Below are 22,068 nucleotides of genomic sequence, written 5' to 3' on the forward strand. Positions count from 1 at the left end.
CCATGGTCAATCGAGTGACGAGCCAGACGATGATGGCCACCTCCCAGCGCAATCTCCAGTCGAGTGCAGCGCAACTCGCCCGGGTGCAGGCGCTCGCGTCCGGCCAGCAGAAGATCTCCAAGCCCTCCGACGACCCGTCGGGCACCGCCGACTCGTTGCGGGTGCGAGTGGATCAGGCGGCCACCGCCCAGTACGGTCGCAACATCGACGACGGAAACTCGTGGCTCACCACCGTCGATGCCGCCCTCTCCAGCACCACCGACATCCTCCGCCGCGTCCGCGACCTCACCGTGCAGGGCGCGAACGACGGTGCGCTCTCGCCGGCGGCCAAGGAGGCCATCGCCAAAGAGCTCGAGGGCCTGAAGACGGATCTGCTCGGCCAGGCAAACGCGAAATACGCCGGTCGCACGGTGTTCGCCGGTACCTCAGATGCCGGCGTCGCGTTCGACTCGAGCTACGCCTTCACCGGCACGGGAACCCCGGTCACGCGTCGCCTCGACGGGAGCACGACCGTGCGGGTGGACGCCGACGGCGCCGCGGTCTTCGGCACCGGACCTGGCTCGGTCTTCGCCCTCGTGGACAACATCGTCGCCGACCTGCGCAGCGGCGTGAACGTGGGCCCCCAGCTCGCCACCATCGACACCCACATGACCGCCGCGCTCTCCCAGCAGAGTGCCGTCGGCGCCAACCAGGCCCAGGTCAACAAAGCGGAGGCTTCCAACTTGCAGCAGTCGAACGCGCTCGAGGCGCAGCGCTCGTCCATCGAAGACGTCGACCTGAGCCAGGTGGTACTCCAGCTCAAGCAGCAGGAGGTCACCTACCAATCCGCCCTCGCCATCACCTCGCGCACCCTGCAGCCCACACTGATGGACTTCCTCCGTTGAGCGCCGCACTCACGTTCGTGACGCCGCCTCCCGGCCTCGACCCGCTCACCGATTTCACCCTCACCGAGATCGAGGGTGCGACCGGCCTGTACTCGCTGCGCGCCGTGCACAACGACGGCATCCGGCTCTTCGTGCTCGATGCCGCGGTGTTCCTGCCGGACTACGGCCCGATGCTCTCGGACGAGCACTGTGCGGCGCTCGGACTGACCGCCCCGGAGGATGCCATGGTGCTCGTCGTGGCGAACCCCGGGGAGGCCGGAACACGTCTCAACCTCATGGCGCCCATTGTGGTCAACGTCACTTCGGGCTCGAGCGCGCAGGTCATTCTCGAGGACCAGGACTGGTCGTTGCAGGCGGAACTCGCCACGGCCTCGGCCTAGATTCACCGCTGCCGACCCGTCGGCTAGAGTGGCGGAAACGAGACCCGTTCCGCTCTCTGAAGGGCCGGCATGACCGAAATCGTTCCCATCCCCTCGCCCGGCGTCCCGTTCTACTACGGCGAACCAGGCGGCCCGCTCGTGGTGCTGCTGCACGACTGGTACGGGCGCCTGCCCTGGCTCGAGAACTATGCCCGCGGGCTCGAACACCAGGGCTACCGCGTGGTGGTGCCCGACCTCTTCGACGGCGTGGCGACCACCGACGAGGCGACCGCCGAGCAGCTGCTCGGCCAGCTCGATGTCGCGACGGCGCTCTCGACCGTCGACGACATCATCCAGACCGCCCGGGCCGAGGGCAGCCAGCGAGTGGCAGTGGTCGGCTTCTCCGCCGGAGGCTGGCTGGCCCTGCTGCACGCGCAGGGGGGATCCTCGGATGCCGTGGTCGCCTATTACGCGACGCTCGGGCCGGCGCAGCACGGCGTGATCCCCTGCCCGGTGCTCCTGCAGTTCGCCGAGGTCGACGAGTGGGACGAGGGCGAGGATCCGGAGAGCTTCATCGACCGGCTCAAGGACCACGGCACACCGGTCTCGCAGTTCAGCTATCTCGGCACGGTTCATTCGTTCGCGAACGCGACGATTCCCGAGAAGGTGAATGGGGCGGCCGCGGCACTCGCCTTCGCGCGCACCGCGTCGTTCCTCGAAGACCACCTCATCGACTAATTCCGGTCAGGCCGTCTCGACCCCCACCGGCGCTCCGGACCCCAGGGACCGCTTCGCGGCGAGCGCCACGGCAAGCGCCAGGATCGCGTCATCGACCGGACAGAAGTCGGGCGCGGCCCCCGTGCGCACGCACTCGAGGAAGTATTCGGCCTGGCTGCGGTACGGATTGTGAGAGGGGATCGCCCGCTCGCTGGTGCCCGCCGCGGTCTGCACCCGCACGGAATCCTGGACGGCGTCCGGAGCCGAGGCATCCGACGCGACCGGGTGGAGCACGCCCGAGAACCGATGGTCGGCGAGACCCGCGCTGCCGACCACGTCGAGCGAAGACGCGAAGCTGAAACCCGTCGGCATCCCCATGAAGCCCGTCGCACGGCCCACGCCGCCGCCCGCGTAGTCCACGGTCGCCTCGACAGGGCCATCCGGCCGAGCCCGGCGCGCCGACACCGACAGCGGACGACCGAGGAAGAGATTCAGCTGGTCGAAGTCGTGGATGCTGAAGTCCACGACGATTCCGCCGGACTTCGACTCGTCGTGCCACCAGGTCGACGGGCGAGGGGCCGGGCTGAACCGACCGGCGGACACGGCAAGGGCGGTTCCCAGCGTGCCGGCCTCGAAGGTCTCGCGGATCACCCGGTAGCCCGCGAAGAAGCGCACGACGTGTGCCACCATCAGCACCCCCTGGCTGCGCGCCGCCTCGTCGCGGATGGCCACCGCGTCGGCGATCGTGAGCGCGATCGGCTTCTCCAGCAATACGCTCTTGCCCGCCCGCAGGGCGTCGATGGCGATCGAGGCATGGCTCGGAGTGGGAGTGCACACCGACACGATCTGCACCTCGGGGTCGCGAAGCACGACGCCGAGGTCCGGTTCGAACCGGGCGAGAGGCGCGAATGTCAGCGGTGGCCCCGCCGTCAGGGTGTTGACATAGTCGATGTTGTCACCGAGCCCGAGTTCGCTCCACGCCCGCGCGTGCGCCTGCGCCATCGCGCCGCGCCCGACAATGGCGATGCCGGTCATCCGGTTCCCTCCTCGGTCATGCTGAACTGGTAGTCGGGCGGAACCGGCTCGGCGGGCAGCACCCGGAGCCACAGCTCGGCCATCGCGTTCTCGCCCTCCCGCAGGTCGGCGACCTCGATTCCCTCCCGCAGAATCGCCGCCGCCCCGGCGCCATCCCCGGCGAGCGCGAGGGCCTGGGCGCGGAGCAGGCGAAGCCGGCCGTTCATCGACGGATCCGACCCGAGCAGCGCAAGCGCGGCGTCTACGGATCCCGCGGCGAGCGCCGCCGACACGGCCTCGATGCGCTGGGGCGTGTCGCCCGGTGCGAGAGCGCACGCCAGGCGGTAGTGCTCGAGCCCGCCCTCGGTGTCGCCCGCCGCCCCCAGAAGTCGCGCGAGTCCCCGGTGGGCGTGCGCGCTCGGCCCGCGCAGGAGGGAGTGTCGGTAGAGCGACTCCGCGGCACCACCGTCGCCCGCCGCGTGTCTCATGATCGCGCGATGCAGCGAGGAGACCGCCCCGTCCCCGCTCGCCGCGCAGAGGGCCTCCCAGTCCTCGCCGCGCACGAAGCCGGGTTCTCCGTCGAACCGAGTGCCGCCCTCGAGCAGGTCGAGCCACGGCTGTTGTACGGCGGTGATGGTGTCCGCCGCGAACGGGGTGCCTGCCCCGTCGATCCAGCCGAGGCCGTGGCGTCGGCGGCGCGCCGCCTCCAGGGCTCCCCAGCCGCTGCCGGCGAGAATGCCGCTCTCCGGGGGAGGTCGGCCCAGGAGCGCGCCGCGGCGTGCGCCGCCTCGAGCGCCGCGGGGTCCAGGAGTTCGGCGACGCTCCGCTCGACGTCGGCCACGACGGCTGTCCAGTCCGCGCCGCGGACGGTCGCCGCCGAGAGCGCCGGGTTGCCGTAGGCCTCCAGCCAGCTCCAGTCGGCACCAGCCGGCATCTCGAGGTGCTGAAACTGGGTCTGCGCGAGGCCGGCCTGAATCTCGGCGTAACGCCCGCCCTCCGGCGACAGCCACCGTTGCCAGCGATCGCCGCCCGGTCCCTGCCCCCAGACGAAGAGCTTCCGCCCGCGCAGCCGCCCCGTGGAGAGCATGGCGAGCCCGTCACCGTGCCCGTCGGAGGCCACGATCCAGGGGGCGTGGTGCCTCGGGATGTCGAAGAAGAAGTCCCGCGCCCGCGCGTTGCGAACGGGCCGGGTCCAGTCCGCCGCGCCCGTTGCCACGGCCACCCGACTGATCCCGCCCTCATAGGCGCTCGCGAAGGCGGAGTCGGCCGGGGCGATCACCCGGGTGTCCTCGCGTTCCGGCACCGCCGCGTTCGTCCACCAGTACATCGGCACCGTCACCGCATTCGGGTTCTGCACCCGCACCGCCACGAACAGCACCGCCGAGTCGTGCGGGAGCCAGGCATCCACCTGGAAGACGACCTCGCGCAAGCGGTCGAACTCCCACATCCGCAGCACCTCCTGCCCGGGGGTGCGAACGATCGCCGCATGCAGGGGGCTCGCGGTCGTCGGCGAGTGACCTCGCGTACCGATGTTCCACTCGATGCCACCGGCGAACCAGGCATTGCGCAGCCCCAGGTTGGCGAACTGGATGGTGGGCGGCGAGTGGAGCAGGTGCGTGCCGCTCCTCTTGTCGAACAGTTCCCAGAGCCGACCGCCCCACTCGGGCAGGAACACCGCCCGCAGCCGATCGTTCTCGAGCACCACCGTCGTGACGGGTCGCGGAGAGAGCGTGCGGCCGTAGCCGTTCTGCTCCTGGTACGGGTAGAGGTTCGAGGGGGTGCCGTAGGTCGAGCCCTCGACGATCTCCGCCGGGATGTCCCCGGTGACCACGGTGGGCGTCTCGAGCGGGGCGCCCAGCATCGGCATCGAATCCGGCAGGCCGAGATCGGCCAACGCCATCGTTCGGGTCTCGACGGAGAGGGTCATTGCGCGACCGCTTCGCCCCGGGCACGGTCGATCTCGCCGGTCAGGTGCCGGTGGAGCCGGGCATCCACCCGGATGCCGAGTCGCCGCAGGGCGAGCACCGCGGCGCCGACCACGCCGTCCGCGACCGGGATCAGTTGGGCATCCCCGGCGGCGGCCCGCAGTCGGTGGGTGAAGATCGCCGGGGCCCGCTCCATGCCGGCCGCCAGCACGCTCCCGCCCAGCACGACCGCGCCGGAGACGTCGGTCTGCACGGCCGCGGCGAGAATGCGGGCGATTCCCTCCGCCGCAGCGTCGAGGATCTCGCGGCCCACCGGATCGTCGACCGCCTCGAAGGCGAGCGGGGCGAACCGGGCGAGCTCCACGGGCTGCAGCGCGTACAGCGCGTGTTCGAGGCGCGTGAGCTCCTCGGCCCGCCCTCGGTGTTTCGCCGAGGTGCGTTCGATCCCGGTGGCCTCGAGCAGGAGGCCGGTGAGCGCGGTCGGGCGGCCGATCCCGTCGAGGGCGGCGACCACCGTGCGCGCCACGAGGTGCCCGATCCAGAACCCGGATCCGGTATCGCCCAGGAGCCAGCCGGAGCCGCCCCGCACGGTGTGGATGCGCCCGTCGCTCACTCGCGCCGCGATGGCGCCCGTGCCGGCGATCACGGCGTAGCCGTGCTCCAGGGCCGTGCCGGAGCAGAAGGTGCCGAGCAGATCCGGTTCGATGGCGACAGTGCCGCCCAGTCCGAGGCCCGCGAAGCGCGAGCCCAGTCTCTGGACGAACTCCGGCGTCTCGGCACCGGCCAGGGCGATCACGACGAGGGACTCGGCATCCGTGTCACCCAGCCGGTCGCCCAGGGCGCGCGCCACGGCGAGACCGAGTGCCTCGACCGCGGCTTCGATCCCCACCGCGGTCGGGTTTCCGGCGCCCGCCCGACCGAAGCCCCGGCAGTCTCCGGACGCTTCGAGCACGACGGCTCGCGAGGAGGTGCCACCGGCGTCGACCGCCACAATTTTTCGCATCGTTACTTCTTCGAAATATTTGGGAACTGAGCACACTGTACTGTAAGAATAATTTTCCAGAAGTTAGCCATATGGAGGTTGTGATTACCATCGAGCAAACGTCCGCCGTCATCGTCGACGGCGAGCACGCGGCCGGAGTGGCGAACCGCATCCTTCTGCGGCGCCCCGAGATGTCCGGCGCGATGGCGAAGATCGCCGACTACCTGCTCGAGTATCCCCAGGCGCCGTTGAAGCTCTCGATCGGCGAGTTGGCGAAGCAGGCGGGGGCCTCCGCCGCCACGGTCACCCGTTTCTGCCGCCTGATCGGCTACACCGGCTATGCGCCCTTGAAGGTGAGCATCGCGACCGACTTCGGCCGCAGCACGGCCCGCACCTCGTGGAAGACCGACATCGGCCGGGCGTTCGGCCCGCACGACTCGGCCGGCGATGTCCTCAGCACGCTCATCAACGCCCACTCGCGCACGCTGCGCGAGACCGCCTCCGCGATCGACCTCCCGCAGATGAAAATTCTTGCCAAGCGCATCGCCACGAGCCGCCACGTCGACATCTACGGCGTGGGCGGCAGCGCCTTCCTCGCCGAGGAGATGCAGGCGCGGCTCTACCGCATCGGGGTGAACACCCACGTCTGGTCCGAGGTGCACGCGGGGCTCACGAGTGCCGCCATCCAGGACTCCGGATCGGTCGCCATCGGCATCTCGAACTCCGGGCGCACCGAGGAGACCATTCAGATGCTCCGGGAGGCCGGCCGGGCCGGCGCCCTCACGGTGGCCATCAGCAACAACCCGACCTCGCCCCTCGCCGAGAACGCGAATGTGACCATCGTGACCTCGGTGCACGAACAGTTCCTGCAGCCGGACGACCTCTCCGCCAAGCACGGGCAGTTGCTGGTTCTCGATCTGCTCTACCTGCTCACCGCCCAGGAGAACTTCGACCGCACCACCAACAACCTCGCGGCGTCCGCCCTCGCCGTGGCCACCCACCGGCGGCCGCGGCGATCCCCGGCCAGCATGCGCCAGGCCCGCGAACCCCAGCAGTCGATCGACTGAACGCCCCCATGAACACCGGAACCAACGAAGGAGCCGCAGTGTCAGACACCGTCACCCAGACCGACCTGGACCGGCAGTACCGCCGCGAGGTGCAGTCGAGGATCGAGGCCCTGGCGGCGAGCGCCGAGGCCGGGGGTCTCGACGCAGCCATCGCCCTCTTCGCATCGGCGATCGAGCGCGGCGGGGTGATCCAGGCCTTCGGCACCGGACACTCCGAGGCCTTCGCCATGGAGATCGCCGGCCGCGCCGGGGGACTGATCCCCACCAAGAAGATCGCGCTGCGGGATGTCGTGCTGCACGGCGACATCGAGCCGGGCGCCCTCGCCGGCTCGGCGCTCGAGCGAAACCCAGACATCGCCGAGCGGCTGTACGCGATCGCGGGCGCGGGACCGGACGATGTCTTCGTCATCGCCTCGAACTCGGGGGTGAACGGGTCCATTGTGGGGCTGGCCCTCGAGGCGAAGGAGCACGGTCATCCGGTGGTCGCGGTCACGAGCCTCGACCACACCATGCGGGTCGAGCCCAAGCACCCGAGCGGCAAGCGGCTGCGCGACGTGGCGGATGTCGTGATCGACAACCTCGCGCCGTTCGGCGATGCGACGCTCGAGCTCGCCGGCGGCATCCCGGTCGGGGCGGTGTCGTCCATCACCGCCGCCTACATCGCCCAGCTCCTGACCATCGGAACTGCCCGGTTGATCGCGGAGCACGGAACGACGCCTCCGCTCTACATCTCGGCGAACATCCCGGGTGGAGACGAACACAACAAGGCGCTCGAGCTGCAGTACAACATCACTCGCTTCGCCTGACCCAGACCACACGCGCCGCACCCTCACACCGAATACCCGCCACATCAAGAATGGAAGGTAGTACAAAATGTCGATCACAGAGAAGCCACTCCAGCGACGCCAGTTCCTCCGCGGCGCACTCCTGGCCGCCGTGTTCATCCCCGCCACCGGAATGCTCGCCTCGTGCGTGGGCGGAGGAGGGTCCACGACCGCACCGGGCGGCACCGTCTCGGCGAAGAACCCGTTCGGCATGGCCGCCAAGTCCACCGTCGACGCCGTCATCTTCAAGGGCGGCTATGGCATCGACTACGCCACCTTCGCCGGCAAGATCGTGGAGAAGACCCAGGTCGGCTCCACCGTCAAGGTGACGGCGGCCACCAACATCGCGCAGACGCTGCAGCCTCGATTCGTCGGCGGCAACCCGCCGGACGTCATCGACAACAGCGGTGCCAACCTCATCGGCATCAACACCATCCGCGCCCAGCTCGAGGACCTCACCCCGGTGATCGAGGCGAAGAACCTCGAGGGCAAGGTCATCAAGGACACGCTGTACGCCGGAGTTATCGAGCCGGGCACCTTCGACGGCAAGTTCGTGCAGCTCAACTACGTGCTCACCGTCTACGCCATGTGGTACTCCGCGTCGCTGTTCGAGACCAATGGCTGGACCGTCCCCACCACCTACGACGAGGCCCTCGCCCTCGGCGCGAAGGCCAAGGCCCAGGGCAAGTACCTGTTCGGCTGGGGCAAGGAGGCGGCCACCTACTACCAGACGATGGCCATCGGCTCCGCGATCAAGGAGGGCGGAGACGAGGTGCGCCTCGCCCTCGAGAACCTGAAGGAGGGTTGCTGGTCCCTCAAGCCGATTCAGGATGTCTTCACGGGACTCAAGAAGATCATCGACGCCGGCTACATGCAGCCCGGTGGCGCCGGGACCCAGTTCACCGCGGCCCAGGCCCAGTGGAGCAATGACGAGAAGTTCATCCTGTACCCGTCGGGCGGTTGGATCGAGAACGAGATGAAGACCCAGACCAAGGCGGGCTTCAAGATGACCGGGGCACCGGAACTCACCGTCACCACCGGGTCCAAGCTCCCGCAGAAGGCTCTGCACTCCACGGCCGGTGAGGGCTACATAGTTCCGTCCCAGGGCAAGAACGTGGCCGGCGGCAAGGAGTTCCTGCGCGCGATGCTCTCCCACGACGCCGCGGTCAACTTCGCCAAGACGACGTTCTCCTCGACCATCGTCAAGGGCACCATCCCGGCGGACGGTTTCGGCTCGACCGCTCTCGTCTCGCAGGTGAAGCTGCTCGAGGGCGCAGGCAGCGACGTCTTCTCCTGGAACTTCGTGGACCTCTACGGGCTCAACACCGACCAGCTGGTGGTGTGGAACACGTTCCTGCAGGGCGACTCGTCGGTGGCGCAGCTCACCTCCGGCCTGCAGTCCATCAGCGACAAGGTGCGCAACGACAGCTCGGTGAAGAAGGTCACGGTCACATGACCGCTGTCGTTCCTCCCACTGCAGCCCCGGCCGGCAGAGTCTCTGCCGGCCGGCGCTGGAGCCGGCGTGACCTGACCTTCGACAAGATCAGCTTCATGGTCGTGTTCCTCGTCATTCCTGTGCTCGGCTACATCCTCTTCGTGGTGTGGCCGTTCATCCAGGCCTTCTACTACTCGCTCACCGATTGGTCGGGATTCACTCCCGGCATGAACTTCACCGGCCTCTCCAACTACTTCAAGCTGTTCTCCGACGACATCTTCATGAAGGCGGTGGGCAACAGCCTGCTCCTCGTGATCGTGCTGCCGATCATCACGGTGGTGTTGAGCCTCGTGCTCGCCTCCCTCGTGACCGTCGGCGGACCCAGTCACGGACCGGTGCGGGGGCTGCGCAACTCGAGCATCTACCGCGTCGTCTCCTTCTTCCCCTATGTGATCCCGGCCATCGTGATCGGAATCATCTGGGGACGGGTCTACGACCCGAGCGCCGGCCTGCTGAACGGAATCCTGACCGGCCTCGGATTCGAGCAGTTCCAGTCCTTCGCCTGGCTGGGCGAGCAGCGCACCGCCATGATCGCGACGATCTTCGTGATCGTCTGGGGTCTCGTCGGCTTCTACATGGTGCTTTTCGTCGCGGCCATTAAGGGAATCCCGGCCGAGATCTTCGAGGCGGCGCGCATCGACGGCGCCGGCCGGTTCCGCACGGCGCTCACCATCACCATCCCGCTCATCCGCGACAACATCCAGACCGCCTACATCTACATGGGCATCCTCGCCCTCGACGCCTTCGTCTACATGTCGGCGCTCAACCCGGGCGGTGGGCCGAACAACTCGACGCTCGTCATGGCACAGCAGCTGTTCACGACGGCCTTCACCAAGGGCCAGTTCGGACTGGCCTGCGCGATGGGCGTCGTCCTGGCGGTCATCACCCTGGTCTTCGCCGGCATCGTCTTCATCGTCAACCGGCTCACCGGTGGAACCAACGAGGTAGCGGAATGACCGCCATCAAGGCCGAGATCCCCTCTCGCTCCTTCACCCGCAAGTCCGAGTCGACCACGAGCGACCGGATCGTCGGCGGCCTCTCGCACACCATCCTCACCATCTGGTCCATCATCGTGGTGCTCCCGCTGCTCTGGACGGTCATGTCGTCATTCAAGACGAGCAAGGAGATCTTCGCCTCGCCGTTCTCACTGCCGTCGAGCTGGAGCTTCGTCAACTACGTGGGCGCCTGGACCACCGCCGGAATCGGCAGCTTCCTGTTGAACACGGTGATCGTGGTGTTCGGCGCGCTGGCCGTCACGATGCTCTTCGGGGCGATGTGCGCCTATGTGCTCGCCCGCTTCCAGTTTCCGGGCAACCGGGCGATCTACTACCTGATGCTCGCCGGCCTCACCTTTCCGATCTTCCTCGCGATCGTGCCGCTGTTCTTCGTGTTGAAGAGCATCGGACTGCTCAACACGCTGCCCGGGCTGATCCTCACCTACGCGGCGTTCGCCCTGCCGTTCACCGTGTTCTTCCTCTTCTCGTTCTTCAAGGCACTGCCCAACTCGATAGCCGAGGCAGCGGCCCTGGATGGCGCGGGCGAGTGGCGCACGTTCTTCCAGGTGATGCTGCCGATGGCTCGGCCCGGGCTCGCCACGGTCGCCATCCTCAACTTCGTCGGGCTGTGGAACCAGTTCCTTCTCCCCGTGGCGTTGAACACCGATCCGAAGAACTACGTGCTCACCCAGGGCATGGCGTCCTTCGCCTCGCAGGCGGGCTACTCGGTGGACTTCGGCCAGCTGTTCGCGGGCGCGGTGATGACGATCGTTCCCGTGTTCATCGTCTACCTGATCTTCCAGCGCCAGCTGCAGGGTTCCGTCTCGCAGGGCACGAGCAAGTAGGGCTCCTACCCGCTCACGTCCCACAGGTGGTGCTGGGGGTCGTGCGCGAGGTAGCGCGCGAGGGTGGCGATGGTGAAATTCGCGCCGTCGCCCCGCCGTCCGGGCCGACCCCAGGCGTCATCCGGGATGCCGTCGAGGGTCGCCGCGAGGGTCGCCGCCGCCGCGGCGAGCTCCTCACCCACCACCCGCGGATCCTGTTCGCCGTAGCGCTCGACCACCGCGGTCTCGTCCTGGTCCCAGTTGGGATAGACCGGGTCGTCCTGCTCGAGCATGAGGCGCAGCCGGCCGTCGAAGATGCGGAAGACGTCGCGCACGTGCGCCGCGTACTCGAGGGCCGACCAGGTGCTCTCGTCCGGGCGAACGCGCACGTCGTCTCGCTCGAGCACGGCGGGCCAGCGCGAGGCATTGGCCAGGATGAGATCGGCCACGTCGTGCTCCGAGAGGGTCGACGCATCGAAGCCGCACTCCTCGCACGGCCTCTCGAGCACCCAGGTCCAGTTCTTCGTATCGGGAATTATCGGCATGACTCCATCGTGGGCCACCGGCACGACAGGACGCCGTAGATATCGCGCCAACATTGCCGACGTGCACCAATCCAGTTGGCCCATGGGTACGAACGGTTAACATGCGCGACGATCGTCGGGCTGTGTTTAGGAGGAATATCATGACCAAGTCCCCAAACCGTTTGCTGGCTACTGTTTTCGGCGCGGTTTATCTTCTCGTTGGCCTGTTGGGCTTCACAGCTACCGCCGGTGTCGGCTTCTTCGCCACCAAGGGCGGACTTCTGCTCGGCCTGTTCGAGGTGAACATCTTCCACAATGTCGCCCATCTCCTGATCGGCGCCGCTCTTCTGATCGCCGGGCTCTCCAACGTCCGCGCCGCCAAGACCGTCAACTCGGTCGTCGGCGCCGCATACCTGCTGCTCGGGATCGTCGGGCTGTTCATCCTCAACTCGGCGGCGAACATCCTCGCCATCAACGGCGCAGACAACGTGCTGCACTTCGCGAGCGCGATCGTGCTGCTCGGCGTCGGCCTCGGCGCCGACAAGAACGTGCGCGCAACCGCCCACGCGTAGTCCTACCCGCACCACGTCACCACCAACCGTTCGACACGGGGAGAGCCGCCATGACCACGACCTTGATCATCCGCTCCTGGCTCGCCTTCGCGGCCGTCGGAGCCGGGGTCATTCACCTGGCCGTGGTCATCGGCTCCCCCCTTGTCTTCGGTGCACTACTCCTCGCGCTCGGCCTCGGCGAGATCGCCTGGGGAATCGTCATCCTGGTCACGGACCGGATGGTCGTCCCCCGTCTGGCCCAGGCCGGCGCGATCGCCCCGCTCATGCTTTGGGCGCTGCTGGTGGTCGCCGCCACGCTGCTCGGCGCCCCGGCCGTCGCGGCTCCACTCCGCTTCCTGCCGATGGCCATCGCGGCCGTCTTCGAGATTTTCATCGGAACCGTTCTCAGCGCGACCTTCCGCCGACTCGCCGAGCCCGGCCGCCCGGCGTCGACGCGGGCCCCGGCCAGCGCCGTTCGCTACCTCTGCGCCGTTCTCGCCGCCGGCGTCCTCGTCGGGGCGCTCACGACCCCCGCCCTCGCCGCGACCCAGGCCGGCACCGTCGCCCTCGAGCACGGCGGCACCATGGGCGGAATGATGGACATGCCCGGGATGGGCCGCCACTAGATTCCCCGCCTGTCACCTTTCGCGGCACCCCATCCCGCCCCGCGATTGTGCTCCTTCGTCGCGGCCGTGCCCGGTCGCCCGGGCCCCCTCACGACACACGGGCACGGCAACGCCGCGGGCGGCGGAGCAGTCGGGCGGGGAGCAGAGCGGCGGGAGGCTACGCGTCGATGGCGGGGATCGTCGCCGCGCGGCTCATGAACCGCTCCACATCCCGGTCGACCCGGATGTCGCTCGGACGCAGGGGGCGGCTCAGGTACAGCCCGTCGAGCTCGGTGAGCCGACTCAGCGCCACATAGGTCTGGCCCGCGCTGAAGGTGCCCGATCCGAGGTCCACGATGGCGCGGTCGTAGGTCTTGCCCTGGGACTTGTGGATGGTGACCGCCCACGCGAGCCGCAGCGGAAACTGCTGGAACTCGGCCACGATGTCCTTGCGCAGCTGCTTGGTGTTGGGCGAGTAGGTGTACTTGAACTTCTCCCAGATGGCCGGCTGCACCTCGTGGACCTCGCCGTCCACCTCCACGAAGACCGTCGAGGCGATTCGGGTGACCGTGCCGACGGTGCCGTTCACCCAGCGCTGGCCGCCGTCCGTGCTCGCGTCGTTGCGCAGGAACATCACCCGCGCCCCGACCTTGAGCTGCAGGGCCTCGTCGGCGGGAAAGGCCCGGCCGCCGAACTCGCCGGTGATCTCCGCCTTGGCGGTGAGCACCCGCCCCGGGAGGCGGGCGAGCTCGGCCGCATTGATGCGGTTGACGGTGTCGTTGCGGGTCGCGAGAGTGATCGTGCCGTCGGTGGGGGCAGGGCGGGCACCCGTCTCGTTGAGCCTGGCCGCGATCTCGGCCGTCACCTGTCCGTGCCGCACGGCGTTGAGCATGTGTTTGAACTCGGCCTCGTGCTGGCGGTGGATGGTGTTCAGCTCGAAGATGCGCAGGTCGGTCTGCTCCCACACCTTGGCGTCGAAGAACCACATCGACCGGTACTGGTCGGCGAAGTACGCGCGCTCGTCGGCATCGCCGGGCACCGGTGCGAGCTGGTACGGGTCGCCGAAGAGCACCACCTGCACGCCGCCGAAGGCGTCGAACGGCTTCTGCCTGGCCTGCCGCAGGCTGCGGTCGATGGCGTCCACGAGATCGGCGTTCACCATCGAGACCTCGTCGATCACGAGCGTGTCGATGGTGTTGAGCAACTTGCGCAGGTCGGCGCTCTGGTCGATGTCGTGGTCGGCTATGACCCCGATCGGCAGGCGGAAGAGGGAGTGGATGGTCTGGCCGCCCACGTTGAGGGCGGCGACACCCGTCGGGGCGCAGATCACCACCTGCTTGTCGGTGTTCCAGGCCAGGTGGTTGAGCAGCGTCGACTTTCCCGTGCCGGCCCGGCCGGTGACGAAGATGCTCTCACGCGTGCCCTCGATCGTCTCGAACACCGCCGCCTGCTCGGCGGAGAGGGCGAAGCCACTCATGCAGAACCCTCCGATTGTTCGCCGAACACCCCCACCAATCTACCCGCGTGCGGCACCGAGTCGGCCGGGACCGGCCCCGTGTGCACGGAATCGCGCCGAACCCGCGAGCTTAGGATGTGGGGATGGACCGCAGAGTGCTCACGAAGTGGCTCGTGGTCTTCTCGCTCCTCGTCGCGGCGTTCATCGGCACCGTCGTCACGCTCAATCTCACGGTCTACAGCGCGAGCGGGTTCGTGAACTCCTATCTCCACTCCCTCGCCCGCAAAGACGTCGACGCAGCGCTCGCCACTCCCGGTGTCGCCCGGTCGACGGCGATCTCGACCGCCCTGCTCACGCCGGGGGCGCTCGGCGACCTCGCGGACATCCGCCTGGTGAGCGACGCCGACGAGGGGGACGGCCGGCACACTGTCGCGTACCGCTACAGCTTCGGGAGCAGCACCGCGAAGACCTCCTTCGTGGTGGAGCACGTGGGCGCGCGGCTGGGGCTGTTCTCGGCCTGGCGATTCGCCGAGAGTCCGCTCAGCGTGCTCTCGGTCACCCCCCTGCACGACGACTCGTTCTCGGCCAATGGTCTGAAGCTGGTGGCGCCGGGCGGTTCGAACAAGCCGAGCGACTACCTCGTGCTGACCCCGGCCTCCATCGCGCTCGACCACCGCTCGACCTTCCTCGCCGCCCCGACCACGCGGGTGCTCGTGAGCGCCCCGGCAAGCACCGTCGCGGCGAAGGTGGACATCCAGGCGAACCGCGCCTTCGTGGCACAGGTGCAGAAGGAGCTCGACGCCAGCCTCGCCTCCTGCGTCACCCAGCGGGTGTTGCTGCCCACCGGTTGCCCGATGGGCAAGCAGATCGACGACCGCATCCAGGATGCCCCCCGCTGGTCGATGGTGAAGAGCCCGCGGGTGACTGTCGTTCCCGGCACGGCCGCCCACACCTGGGTCGTTCCCGAGACGACGGGCATCGCCCACCTCACGGTGGCGGTCAGGTCGATCTTCGACGGGCGCCTCTCCACCCTCGACGAGGACGTGCCGTTCACCGTGAGCTACCTCGTGACCCTGCAGCCCGGCGGCGGCCTGCTCATCACCGCGGAGTACTGAGTCGGAGCTAGCCGCGCCGGGCTCGGGCCGCGAGCATCTCGTTGTACTCGGCGAGGTCGGCGTCGCCGTCGCGCTCGGCCTTGCGGTCGAGGCGCCGCGCGTCGCGCTCGTCGCTGCGGCTCCACATCACGGCGACCGTGATGGCGAGGATGATCGTGGGGATCTCGCCCACGCTCCAGGCGATGCCGCCGCCCGTCTGCTGATCCATGATGGCGCTCTGGCCCCACAGTCGGCCCATCGCGCCGTACCAGTCGGCCAGGAGCAGACCGGTTCCGGTCATCAGCGACAGGCCGAAGAAGGCGTGGAAGGCCATCGTGGCGAGCAGGATGAGCAGGCGCAGCGGGTAGGAGGCTCGCCTCGGCACCGGGTCGACGCCGATCATCGACTGCACGAAGAGATAGCCGGTGACGAGGAAGTGCACGATCATCCAGGTGTGGCCGATGTGGTCGGTCGTGGCCCAGCTGAACAGCGGTGTGTAGTAGAAGGCCCAGAGCGAACCGGCGAAGAGCACCGCCGCCACGATCGGATTCGTCAGCACGACGCTCGCCCGCGAGTGCACGAAGAGCATGATCCACTCCCGGGCGCCCCGACTGCCGTCCGTGCGCTTCGCGATGGACCGCAGGGCGAGGGTGATCGGCGCGGCCGGGGCGAGCAGCACCGGAATCATCATGCCGAGCAGCATGTGCCCGAGCATGTGCGCGCTGAAGAGGTACTTCTCGTAGGCGTTGACGCCGCCGTTGGTCACGTAGAACAGCAGCGCGAGTCCTCCGAGCCAGAGCACTGTGCGGTACCACGGCCAACGGTCGCCACGCCTGTGCAGCCGCCACACCCCGGCGAGGTAGAAGAAGGCCAGGAAGGCCACCACGAGCAGCCAGAGCAGATCGAAGCGCCAGACGGTGAAGTAGCGGGCGAAGGTGAGCTCCGGCGGCAGCGGTTCACCGGTGAGGATGTAGGCGGGCGTCGTGGTGACCGCCGCCTGGGACACCGGAGTCCTGGTCTTGGCGAGCGCGGCCGCCACTCCGGTCGCGAGGCCCATGAAACCGAGCTCGGCCGCCACCAGCCACCAGAAGAAGCGACTTCCGCGGTTCTCGGCCCGCTGCATCCTCGCCACCAGGAACCGACGCTGCACGAGGCCGAACAGCCCGAGGGAACCCAGGGCGAACACCTTGACCAGCACGAGGATGCCGTAGGGCGTGAGGAGCGCGGCGAGGGTTCCCACCCGCAGCGCCGCGTTCACGTAGCCGGACAGTGCCACCACGATGAAGCAGATCACGGCGAGGGTCGAGTAGCGGGAGAGCACGGGGCCGAGGCGCCCGCGCTCGAGAGTGGGGCGGATGAGCACGATGGTGAGCAGTCCGCCCAGCCACACGGCAGCGAAGACGAGGTGCAGTCCGAGGGATGTCGTTGCCGCGTCGTGCCCGGCCGCATCCGCCGAGTGGCCCTGCAGCGCCGTCGGCACCAGGCCGACGCCGGCGAAGAGGGTGACGAAGAGAATTGCCGTGTGGTTGCGCACGGCGAAGCAGAGCACGGTCACCGCCGCGGCGACGAGGGTCGTGGCGAGCCACGCCTGGCCGAGTTCGGTGCCGGTGAGGAACTGGCCGAGCTTGGCTCCGTACTGCGAGTCGAGGGTCACCGGCTCGTAGTCGAAGCTCATGAAGGTGAGGAAGCCGGTCACCCCGGAGGTGACCGTCCAGAACCCGGCGGCGGCCGCGGCGATGTCGATGGTCCTGCCGAACTCCGGCTCGCTGTCGCTCAGCGCGAAGCAGACCAGCACGAGGGCGCCGATCGTGGCGGCGGCAGCCAGGTTGCCGAGCAGGGTGGCAACCGGCAGGCCGTAGCGCACGAACGCACCGGGGTCGAAGACGGCCGGGGCATCCGCCGCTCCGCCGAACTGCAGGGCGGCCAGCAGGGACAGGAACGCGACGACCAGCAACAGGGCTGGCCCGGCGATCCTCACGAGCCTTGGCACGGCATCCAGCCTATTCGAGCGGGTTGGGCGCACAATCCACGACCCCCACGAGCCTTGGCACGGCATCCAGACCATTCAGGCATGGTCGAGCGGGCTGGGCGCACAATCCACGACCCCCACGAGCCTTGGCACGGCATCCAGACCATTCAGACATGGTCGAGCGGGCTGGGCGCACAATCCACGACCCCCACGAGCCTTAACGACGAAGGGGATGCCGACCTGACGGTCGGCATCCCCTTCGTGACGAAAGCGAACTACTTCGCTGCCGCCTTGAGCTTGCTGCCGGCGCTGACCTTCACGCCGTAACCAGCCGCGATCTGGATCGCTTCACCCGTGGACGGGTTGCGACCGGCGCGAGCCTCACGGTGAGTGCGCTCGACCGCGAGCCAGCCCGGGATCGTGACCTTCGTGCCTTCGCCGACGGACGTGGCGAGAGTGGAGAACAGTGCGTCAAGGACGCCGTTCACTGCAGCCTGGCTCTGGCCAGACTCAGCGGCAACTGCCGCGACGAGCTCGGTACGGTTTAGTGACTTGTCAGCCATTGAAGTCCTCCTCGGACGTTGTGCTTTGCAGAACAAACATTCCTGCTCAAGAGAACAGTTCTGTTGGTCGGATTAGTTAGCGATTGGCAGGGCTAACCCTGTAACCGCCTGTAATTTACCAGCTTGACTTGGTAATTCCGGGCAACTCGCCCCGGTGAGCCATATCGCGGAATCGAACACGTGACACACCGAACTGGCTGAGGAACCCACGCGGACGACCATCGATGGCGTCACGACCACGCACGCGCACCGGTGATGCGTTGCGTGGAAGCTTCTGCAGGCCGAGGCGAGCGGCTTCGCGCTCAGCATCGGTAGAGGTGGGGTCGACGAGCGCCTTCTTCAGCTCGAGTCGCTTGGTCGCGTAGCGCGCGACCACGATTTTGCGCTGCTCATTGGCAGCAATCTTGCTCTTCTTGGCCATGTTTAGCGCTCCTCGCGGAATTCGACGTGCTTGCGCACGATGGGGTCGTACTTCTTGAGCACCAGACGGTCTGGGTCGTTGCGACGGTTTTTCTTGGTCACGTAGGTGTAACCGGTGCCAGCCGTCGAGCGGAGCTTGATAATCGGACGAACGTCCTGCTGCTTAGCCATTAGATCTTCACCCCACGAGCCAGGATGTCCTTGACCACAGATTCGATACCGCGAGCATCGATGACCTTGATGCCCTTTGCGCTCAGCGTGAGCGTGACGTTACGGCGCAGGGAAGGAACGTAGTACGTCTTCTTCTGCACGTTCGGGTCGAAGCGTCGCTTGGTGCGACGGTGCGAGTGGGAAATGTTGTGTCCGAAGCCGGGAATGGCTCCGGTCACCTGGCAGGTTGCTGCCATGGTTGTCCTCCATCAATACCGTAGAGACGAACTGCCTCTACCCAAGGTCTCTTGTCGGCACGCACAGCCCACCGGATTGTTGCGGTTGGTGGGTTTGCGTACAGGCTGCAGCGCAGATCACGCCCAGCAGCGTCCAATACTACGGATTCGCTGCCGACAAAGCAATCCGAGGCCGGTCAGGGGCGCGACGGATCGGCGGCAACGGAACACGCGGCGCAGAGTCCGAAGACGTCGACAACGTGATTCGGTTGGGTGAAGCCGTGTTCGGCGGCCACCGACTTCGCCCAGCGCTCGACGGCATCCGCCTCGATTTCGACGGTGAGTCCGCAGTTTCGGCAGATCAGGTGGTGGTGGTGCTGGCCGGGGGTGCAGGCCCGGTACAGGCTCTCGCCGTCGATCGACTGGAGCGAGTCGGCCTCGCCCTCCACCGCGAGATCGGCGAGCGCACGATAAACGGTGGCCAGGCCGATCGGTGAACCGGCCACGCGCAGCGAGGAGTGCAGGCTCTGCGCGCTCACGAAGCCCTCGTTGTCGCCCAGCGCCTGCCGGACCGCCTCGCGCTGCCAGGTGTTGCGCTTCATGCAACGATCCTAACTTTTGACGGTGGCGGCGGGCAGTCGCCCCTTGTTGCCGCGGCGGTCGCGCGCGGCACCGATCACTCGGCACACCACATAGATAAGGAACGAGATCGTCGTGACGTACGGGCTGATCGGCAGTCCACCGCCGATCGCGAGCAGGATTCCGCCCACCACGGAGGTCACCGCAAAGGCCACGCTCAGCAGCGGAGTGAACAGGGGCGAGGCCGTCACCCGCATCGCGGCCGCCGCCGGCGTCACCAGCAGGGAAAGCACGAGCAGTGCACCGACGATCTGGATCGACACGGCGGTGGCGAGACCGAGAAGCACCATGAACGCGATCGAGATCGTCGTGACCGGCAGGCCCTTGGCGCGCGCCACATCCTCGTCCACACTCGCGAAGCTCAGCGGGCGCCACATCACGAACAGTCCGATGACCACCGCGACCGAGATCACCACGAGCAGCAGGAGCTGTGGGTTGTCCACCGACACGATCTGCCCGGTGAGAAGACCGAACTTGTTGGCGCTTCGACCCTTATAGAGGGCGAGGAACAGGATGCCGAGGCCGAGGCCGAACGGCATGAGCACCGCGATGATCGAATTTCGCTCTCGCGCCCTCGAGCCGAGGACCCCGATCAGCAGGGCCGCGAGAAGCGAACCTGCGATCGACCCGGCGACCACATTCACCCCGAGCAGAAGCGCGGCGGATGCTCCGGCGAAACTCAACTCGCTGATGCCGTGCACCGCGAAGGCGAGGTCCCTGGTCATCACGAACGGCCCGATCAGGCCGCCGACCAGCCCGAGGATCGCTCCGGCGATGATGGAGTTCTTGACCAGCGCGAGCAACTCGCCGTAGTTGTCGAAGCCGAAGATCTGGTGCCAGAGGTCCTGGTTGTCGGCGAGGATCACGGCTGCGCTCCCGTCACGTGGTGTTCCAGGTGGTCGTGCGCGCCGTAGCCCTCGGGCGCGCCCATCACGATGATGCGACCGCGACTGCGGATCACCTCGACCGGGGTGCCGTACATGGCGGAGAGCACCTCGGAGCGCAGCACCTCATCCGGCGTGCCGATGCGGAAGCGGCCACCAGCCAGATAGAGCACCCGGTCGACCATGCCGAGAATCGGGTTGACATCGTGGGTGACGAAGACGACGGCGGCGTTCGTCGCGCGACGCTGCTCATCGATGAGCTCGCTGACCTGGCGCTGGTGATTGAGGTCGAGGGAGAGCAGTGGCTCGTCGCAGAGCAACAGCCGTGGGCTGCCGGCGATCGCCTGGCCGACCCGGATGCGCTGCTGCTCGCCGCCGGACAGCGTCGCCACCGGAACGGTGGCGTACGCGGTCGCGCCCACCGACTCGAGCACCTCATCCACCCGCCGGCGCACCGCCCGGGAGGAGACGGGGAGGCCCCACCGGTGGCCGTTAATGCCGAACGCCACGAGGTCCCGTGCCCGCAGCGGGGTACCCTGCTCGAGCATCTTCTGCTGTGGGATGTAGCCGATCTGGCGGCTGCCCCTCGTGACCGGCTCGCCGAGCAGGTCGATCGACCCCGCGGTGAGCTTCTGCTGCCCGAGGATCGCCTTGAGCAGGCTCGTCTTGCCGGTTCCGTTCGACCCGAGCACCGCCACGAATTCGCCGGGTCGCACGTCGAGATTGAGATTGCGCCACAGTTCTCGGTCGCCGAACGCAAGGGTCGCCGCGCGCACCCTCAGCACGGGCTCGGCGCTGTCGGTCAGGGGAGTCCGGTTCGGCGAGTCGCTCACTGGAGGGCGGCCTTCAAGGCGGCGAGGTTGCCCGTCATCCAGCGAAGATAGCTCGTGCCGCTCGGGAGAGTCTCGGTGAAGGAAACCACTGCAACCCCTGCTCGTTTGGCGGCGGTGCGAACCTGTTCCGTCTCCGCGCTGCTGGTCTGCTCATTGTAGGCAAGCAGCTTCACGGCGTGGGTAGTGAACAAGGCGAGCGTCTGCCTCAGCACGACGGGCGAAACGTCGGTGCCCTGCTCGATCGCCTCGCTGAAGGCGGCCGGAGTCTTGTTGCTGAGTCCGGATGCCTCGAGGAGGTAGAGCGGAACCGGTTCGGTGATCGCGACGCCCGCGCCCTGGTTCGAGGACTTGAGGCTCGCCTCGCCGGCCTCGAGCACTCCGAGCTGCTTGTCGAGCGTCGTGCCGTTCGCCGCGAAGGTCTCGGCGCCGGCGGGGTCGAGGGAGCTGAGGGTCGAGACGAGCTTCGCCACTACTCGCTTCACCGTGGGGAAGTCGTACCAGAGATGCTCGTTGAACGACCCGCCCTGGTGGTAGCCCGAGATCGTCGTGGCATTGAGGACAGTGGCGTCGGCGTTGTTCGCCCCCTTCAGCAGCGTGCCGACGAAATCGTCGTAGCCGCCCCCGTTCTCGATCACCAGATTCGCCTTCGAGATGGCGAGCTGCACCTGGGCGCCGGCCTCGAAGGAGTGCGGATCCTGCGCCGGGTTGTCGATTATCGAGTCGACCCGTACGCGGTCGCCGCCGACCTGCTTCGCGATGTCCCCGTAGACGTTGGTGGAGGCGACAACCCGAACGGGTCCGCCCGTCGCCGTCGGGGACGGGGCAGAGCATCCGGAAATGACGACGGCGATCGCGGCCCCGATCGCCGTGAGGAGAAACTTCGCGCGCATTGTGGTGCTTTCTAGCTAAGCCTAATGAGATTCGTTATCAATAATTCTAGGGCAGTCCGGGCCTCGTTCGGCGCGTTTCTCCGGAGGTCTGGCCGCTGCGAGCGAAATCAGGGGCGGAATGCGCCCGAAATCGGCCGCGCGCCGCGAAACCTCCGGAGAAACGCGAGT

26 protein-coding genes are annotated in these 22,068 nt (G+C 67.7%); 11 read left to right on the forward strand and 15 right to left on the reverse strand.

Features of this window, described 5'->3' with window-relative positions:
- The first annotated feature begins 2 nt into the window (after window positions 1-2).
- The 3 genes from flgL (at window position 3) to FVP33_RS13670 (ending at window position 1,981) form a co-directional block, all read left to right on the forward strand.
- A complete protein-coding gene (gene flgL / locus FVP33_RS13660) occupies window positions 3-884 on the forward strand; it encodes a flagellar hook-associated protein FlgL (RefSeq protein WP_147784243.1) in 882 nt (293 codons plus the stop codon).
- Window positions 881-1,264 carry a flagellar assembly protein FliW gene (fliW, locus tag FVP33_RS13665; RefSeq protein WP_147784244.1) on the forward strand — a complete coding sequence of 128 codons (384 nt, stop codon included), beginning with the start codon at window positions 881-883 and terminating at the stop codon, window positions 1,262-1,264. Before flgL ends, fliW begins: the two co-directional genes overlap by 4 nt.
- A gap of 69 nt (window positions 1,265-1,333) precedes the next feature.
- Window positions 1,334-1,981 (forward strand): dienelactone hydrolase family protein, encoded by a 648-nt coding sequence (locus FVP33_RS13670; protein WP_147784245.1) that lies wholly within the window; start codon window positions 1,334-1,336, stop codon window positions 1,979-1,981.
- A 6-nt stretch (window positions 1,982-1,987) separates the two neighbouring features.
- Here the strand turns inward: FVP33_RS13670 and FVP33_RS13675 are convergent, their stop codons facing one another.
- From FVP33_RS13675 to FVP33_RS13685, 4 genes are read right to left on the reverse strand one after another with little or no spacing between them, the layout of a single operon-like run.
- A complete protein-coding gene (locus tag FVP33_RS13675; protein WP_147784246.1) occupies window positions 1,988-2,995 on the reverse strand; it encodes a Gfo/Idh/MocA family protein in 1,008 nt (335 codons plus the stop codon).
- Complete coding sequence (locus FVP33_RS20005; RefSeq protein ID WP_246142339.1) at window positions 2,992-3,462, reverse strand: hypothetical protein; 471 nt, start codon at window positions 3,460-3,462, stop codon at window positions 2,992-2,994. Before FVP33_RS20005 ends, FVP33_RS13675 begins: the two co-directional genes overlap by 4 nt.
- The gene (locus FVP33_RS13680) at window positions 3,459-4,901 is read right to left on the reverse strand and encodes a DUF5107 domain-containing protein (RefSeq protein ID WP_246142340.1); all 1,443 of its coding nucleotides are present in this window, start codon (window positions 4,899-4,901) and stop codon (window positions 3,459-3,461) included. Before FVP33_RS13680 ends, FVP33_RS20005 begins: the two co-directional genes overlap by 4 nt.
- A complete protein-coding gene (locus FVP33_RS13685; RefSeq protein WP_147784247.1) occupies window positions 4,898-5,902 on the reverse strand; it encodes an N-acetylglucosamine kinase in 1,005 nt (334 codons plus the stop codon). Before FVP33_RS13685 ends, FVP33_RS13680 begins: the two co-directional genes overlap by 4 nt.
- Before the next feature lie 71 nt (window positions 5,903-5,973).
- Here FVP33_RS13685 and FVP33_RS13690 point away from each other — a divergent pair, with 71 nt between their 5' ends.
- The 5 genes from FVP33_RS13690 to FVP33_RS13710 all read left to right on the forward strand — a co-directional run bounded on the left by FVP33_RS13690 (window position 5,974) and on the right by FVP33_RS13710 (window position 11,107).
- Window positions 5,974-6,948, forward strand: a complete 975-nt coding sequence (locus FVP33_RS13690; RefSeq protein WP_147784248.1) for a MurR/RpiR family transcriptional regulator — start codon at window positions 5,974-5,976, stop codon at window positions 6,946-6,948.
- Window positions 6,949-6,986: 38 nt separating this feature from the next.
- The gene (locus FVP33_RS13695) at window positions 6,987-7,754 is read left to right on the forward strand and encodes a sugar isomerase domain-containing protein (RefSeq protein WP_246142341.1); all 768 of its coding nucleotides are present in this window, start codon (window positions 6,987-6,989) and stop codon (window positions 7,752-7,754) included.
- A gap of 67 nt (window positions 7,755-7,821) precedes the next feature.
- The gene (ngcE, locus tag FVP33_RS13700; protein WP_147784250.1) at window positions 7,822-9,228 is read left to right on the forward strand and encodes an N-acetylglucosamine/diacetylchitobiose ABC transporter substrate-binding protein; all 1,407 of its coding nucleotides are present in this window, start codon (window positions 7,822-7,824) and stop codon (window positions 9,226-9,228) included.
- Window positions 9,225-10,223, forward strand: coding sequence for a carbohydrate ABC transporter permease (locus FVP33_RS13705; RefSeq protein WP_147784251.1), 999 nt, complete (start codon window positions 9,225-9,227; stop codon window positions 10,221-10,223). Before ngcE ends, FVP33_RS13705 begins: the two co-directional genes overlap by 4 nt.
- The gene (locus FVP33_RS13710; RefSeq protein WP_147784252.1) at window positions 10,220-11,107 is read left to right on the forward strand and encodes a carbohydrate ABC transporter permease; all 888 of its coding nucleotides are present in this window, start codon (window positions 10,220-10,222) and stop codon (window positions 11,105-11,107) included. Before FVP33_RS13705 ends, FVP33_RS13710 begins: the two co-directional genes overlap by 4 nt.
- Window positions 11,108-11,112: 5 nt before the next feature.
- Here the strand turns inward: FVP33_RS13710 and FVP33_RS13715 are convergent, their stop codons facing one another.
- A complete protein-coding gene (locus FVP33_RS13715) occupies window positions 11,113-11,631 on the reverse strand; it encodes a DinB family protein (protein ID WP_147784253.1) in 519 nt (172 codons plus the stop codon).
- A 140-nt stretch (window positions 11,632-11,771) separates the two neighbouring features.
- On the opposite strand from FVP33_RS13715, the gene FVP33_RS13720 reads away from it, so the two are divergent.
- Both FVP33_RS13720 and FVP33_RS13725 read left to right on the forward strand, forming a co-directional pair.
- Window positions 11,772-12,182 carry a DUF4383 domain-containing protein gene (locus FVP33_RS13720; RefSeq protein WP_147784254.1) on the forward strand — a complete coding sequence of 137 codons (411 nt, stop codon included), beginning with the start codon at window positions 11,772-11,774 and terminating at the stop codon, window positions 12,180-12,182.
- 50 nt (window positions 12,183-12,232) lie between these two features.
- Window positions 12,233-12,787 carry a hypothetical protein gene (locus tag FVP33_RS13725; protein WP_147784255.1) on the forward strand — a complete coding sequence of 185 codons (555 nt, stop codon included), beginning with the start codon at window positions 12,233-12,235 and terminating at the stop codon, window positions 12,785-12,787.
- Window positions 12,788-12,944: 157 nt separating this feature from the next.
- Here FVP33_RS13725 and FVP33_RS13730 read toward each other — a convergent pair whose 3' ends face one another.
- Window positions 12,945-14,243 (reverse strand): ATP-dependent DNA helicase, encoded by a 1,299-nt coding sequence (locus FVP33_RS13730; RefSeq protein ID WP_147784256.1) that lies wholly within the window; start codon window positions 14,241-14,243, stop codon window positions 12,945-12,947.
- Window positions 14,244-14,365: 122 nt separating this feature from the next.
- On the opposite strand from FVP33_RS13730, the gene FVP33_RS13735 reads away from it, so the two are divergent.
- On the forward strand, window positions 14,366-15,337 hold the full coding sequence (locus FVP33_RS13735) for a hypothetical protein (RefSeq protein WP_147784257.1): 972 nt from the start codon (window positions 14,366-14,368) through the stop codon (window positions 15,335-15,337).
- A gap of 7 nt (window positions 15,338-15,344) precedes the next feature.
- On the opposite strand, the gene FVP33_RS13740 is transcribed toward FVP33_RS13735, so the two are convergent.
- The 9 genes from FVP33_RS13740 to FVP33_RS13780 form a co-directional block, all read right to left on the reverse strand.
- Window positions 15,345-17,306, reverse strand: a complete 1,962-nt coding sequence (locus tag FVP33_RS13740; protein ID WP_246142342.1) for a bifunctional copper resistance protein CopD/cytochrome c oxidase assembly protein — start codon at window positions 17,304-17,306, stop codon at window positions 15,345-15,347.
- A 254-nt stretch (window positions 17,307-17,560) separates the two neighbouring features.
- Window positions 17,561-17,848: an HU family DNA-binding protein gene (locus tag FVP33_RS13745; protein ID WP_147784258.1), complete on the reverse strand. Its 288-nt coding sequence runs from the start codon at window positions 17,846-17,848 to the stop codon at window positions 17,561-17,563.
- Between the two features lie 115 nt (window positions 17,849-17,963).
- Window positions 17,964-18,269 carry a 30S ribosomal protein S14 gene (rpsN, locus tag FVP33_RS13750; RefSeq protein ID WP_147784259.1) on the reverse strand — a complete coding sequence of 102 codons (306 nt, stop codon included), beginning with the start codon at window positions 18,267-18,269 and terminating at the stop codon, window positions 17,964-17,966.
- A 2-nt stretch (window positions 18,270-18,271) separates the two neighbouring features.
- The gene (gene rpmG, locus FVP33_RS13755) at window positions 18,272-18,439 is read right to left on the reverse strand and encodes a 50S ribosomal protein L33 (RefSeq protein WP_022901381.1); all 168 of its coding nucleotides are present in this window, start codon (window positions 18,437-18,439) and stop codon (window positions 18,272-18,274) included.
- Window positions 18,439-18,675 carry a 50S ribosomal protein L28 gene (gene rpmB / locus FVP33_RS13760; protein ID WP_147784260.1) on the reverse strand — a complete coding sequence of 79 codons (237 nt, stop codon included), beginning with the start codon at window positions 18,673-18,675 and terminating at the stop codon, window positions 18,439-18,441. The genes rpmG and rpmB overlap by 1 nt, the downstream gene beginning before the upstream one ends.
- Before the next feature lie 176 nt (window positions 18,676-18,851).
- Complete coding sequence (locus FVP33_RS13765) at window positions 18,852-19,256, reverse strand: Fur family transcriptional regulator (RefSeq protein ID WP_147784261.1); 405 nt, start codon at window positions 19,254-19,256, stop codon at window positions 18,852-18,854.
- A 9-nt stretch (window positions 19,257-19,265) separates the two neighbouring features.
- Window positions 19,266-20,159: a metal ABC transporter permease gene (locus FVP33_RS13770; protein WP_147784262.1), complete on the reverse strand. Its 894-nt coding sequence runs from the start codon at window positions 20,157-20,159 to the stop codon at window positions 19,266-19,268.
- Window positions 20,156-21,010, reverse strand: coding sequence for a metal ABC transporter ATP-binding protein (locus tag FVP33_RS13775; RefSeq protein WP_147784263.1), 855 nt, complete (start codon window positions 21,008-21,010; stop codon window positions 20,156-20,158). Before FVP33_RS13775 ends, FVP33_RS13770 begins: the two co-directional genes overlap by 4 nt.
- Window positions 21,007-21,900 carry a metal ABC transporter solute-binding protein, Zn/Mn family gene (locus FVP33_RS13780; RefSeq protein ID WP_147784264.1) on the reverse strand — a complete coding sequence of 298 codons (894 nt, stop codon included), beginning with the start codon at window positions 21,898-21,900 and terminating at the stop codon, window positions 21,007-21,009. The genes FVP33_RS13775 and FVP33_RS13780 overlap by 4 nt, the downstream gene beginning before the upstream one ends.
- Window positions 21,901-22,068 lie beyond the last annotated feature (168 nt).

Origin of the sequence: Lacisediminihabitans profunda (assembly GCF_008040105.1) — a bacterium.
GTDB classification, from domain to species: Bacteria; Actinomycetota; Actinomycetes; order Actinomycetales; family Microbacteriaceae; genus Lacisediminihabitans; species Lacisediminihabitans profunda.

Bases quoted from the DNA above. Each gene is read 5' to 3' on its own strand.
- flgL (WP_147784243.1), top strand. From the start codon at position 3: ATGGTCAATCGAGTGACGAGCCAGACGATGATGGCCACCTCCCAGCGC.
- FVP33_RS13670 (WP_147784245.1), top strand. From the start codon at position 1,334: ATGACCGAAATCGTTCCCATCCCCTCGCCCGGCGTCCCGTTCTACTAC.
- FVP33_RS13675 (WP_147784246.1), bottom strand. From the start codon at position 2,995: ATGACCGGCATCGCCATTGTCGGGCGCGGCGCGATGGCGCAGGCGCAC.
- FVP33_RS20005 (WP_246142339.1), bottom strand. From the start codon at position 3,462: ATGAGACACGCGGCGGGCGACGGTGGTGCCGCGGAGTCGCTCTACCGA.
- FVP33_RS13680 (WP_246142340.1), bottom strand. From the start codon at position 4,901: ATGACCCTCTCCGTCGAGACCCGAACGATGGCGTTGGCCGATCTCGGC.
- FVP33_RS13685 (WP_147784247.1), bottom strand. From the start codon at position 5,902: ATGCGAAAAATTGTGGCGGTCGACGCCGGTGGCACCTCCTCGCGAGCC.
- FVP33_RS13690 (WP_147784248.1), top strand. From the start codon at position 5,974: ATGGAGGTTGTGATTACCATCGAGCAAACGTCCGCCGTCATCGTCGAC.
- ngcE (WP_147784250.1), top strand. From the start codon at position 7,822: ATGTCGATCACAGAGAAGCCACTCCAGCGACGCCAGTTCCTCCGCGGC.
- FVP33_RS13705 (WP_147784251.1), top strand. From the start codon at position 9,225: ATGACCGCTGTCGTTCCTCCCACTGCAGCCCCGGCCGGCAGAGTCTCT.
- FVP33_RS13710 (WP_147784252.1), top strand. From the start codon at position 10,220: ATGACCGCCATCAAGGCCGAGATCCCCTCTCGCTCCTTCACCCGCAAG.
- FVP33_RS13715 (WP_147784253.1), bottom strand. From the start codon at position 11,631: ATGCCGATAATTCCCGATACGAAGAACTGGACCTGGGTGCTCGAGAGG.
- FVP33_RS13720 (WP_147784254.1), top strand. From the start codon at position 11,772: ATGACCAAGTCCCCAAACCGTTTGCTGGCTACTGTTTTCGGCGCGGTT.
- FVP33_RS13725 (WP_147784255.1), top strand. From the start codon at position 12,233: ATGACCACGACCTTGATCATCCGCTCCTGGCTCGCCTTCGCGGCCGTC.
- FVP33_RS13730 (WP_147784256.1), bottom strand. From the start codon at position 14,243: ATGAGTGGCTTCGCCCTCTCCGCCGAGCAGGCGGCGGTGTTCGAGACG.
- FVP33_RS13735 (WP_147784257.1), top strand. From the start codon at position 14,366: ATGGACCGCAGAGTGCTCACGAAGTGGCTCGTGGTCTTCTCGCTCCTC.
- FVP33_RS13745 (WP_147784258.1), bottom strand. From the start codon at position 17,848: ATGGCTGACAAGTCACTAAACCGTACCGAGCTCGTCGCGGCAGTTGCC.
- rpsN (WP_147784259.1), bottom strand. From the start codon at position 18,269: ATGGCCAAGAAGAGCAAGATTGCTGCCAATGAGCAGCGCAAAATCGTG.
- rpmG (WP_022901381.1), bottom strand. From the start codon at position 18,439: ATGGCTAAGCAGCAGGACGTTCGTCCGATTATCAAGCTCCGCTCGACG.
- rpmB (WP_147784260.1), bottom strand. From the start codon at position 18,675: ATGGCAGCAACCTGCCAGGTGACCGGAGCCATTCCCGGCTTCGGACAC.
- FVP33_RS13765 (WP_147784261.1), bottom strand. From the start codon at position 19,256: ATGAAGCGCAACACCTGGCAGCGCGAGGCGGTCCGGCAGGCGCTGGGC.
- FVP33_RS13780 (WP_147784264.1), bottom strand. From the start codon at position 21,900: ATGCGCGCGAAGTTTCTCCTCACGGCGATCGGGGCCGCGATCGCCGTC.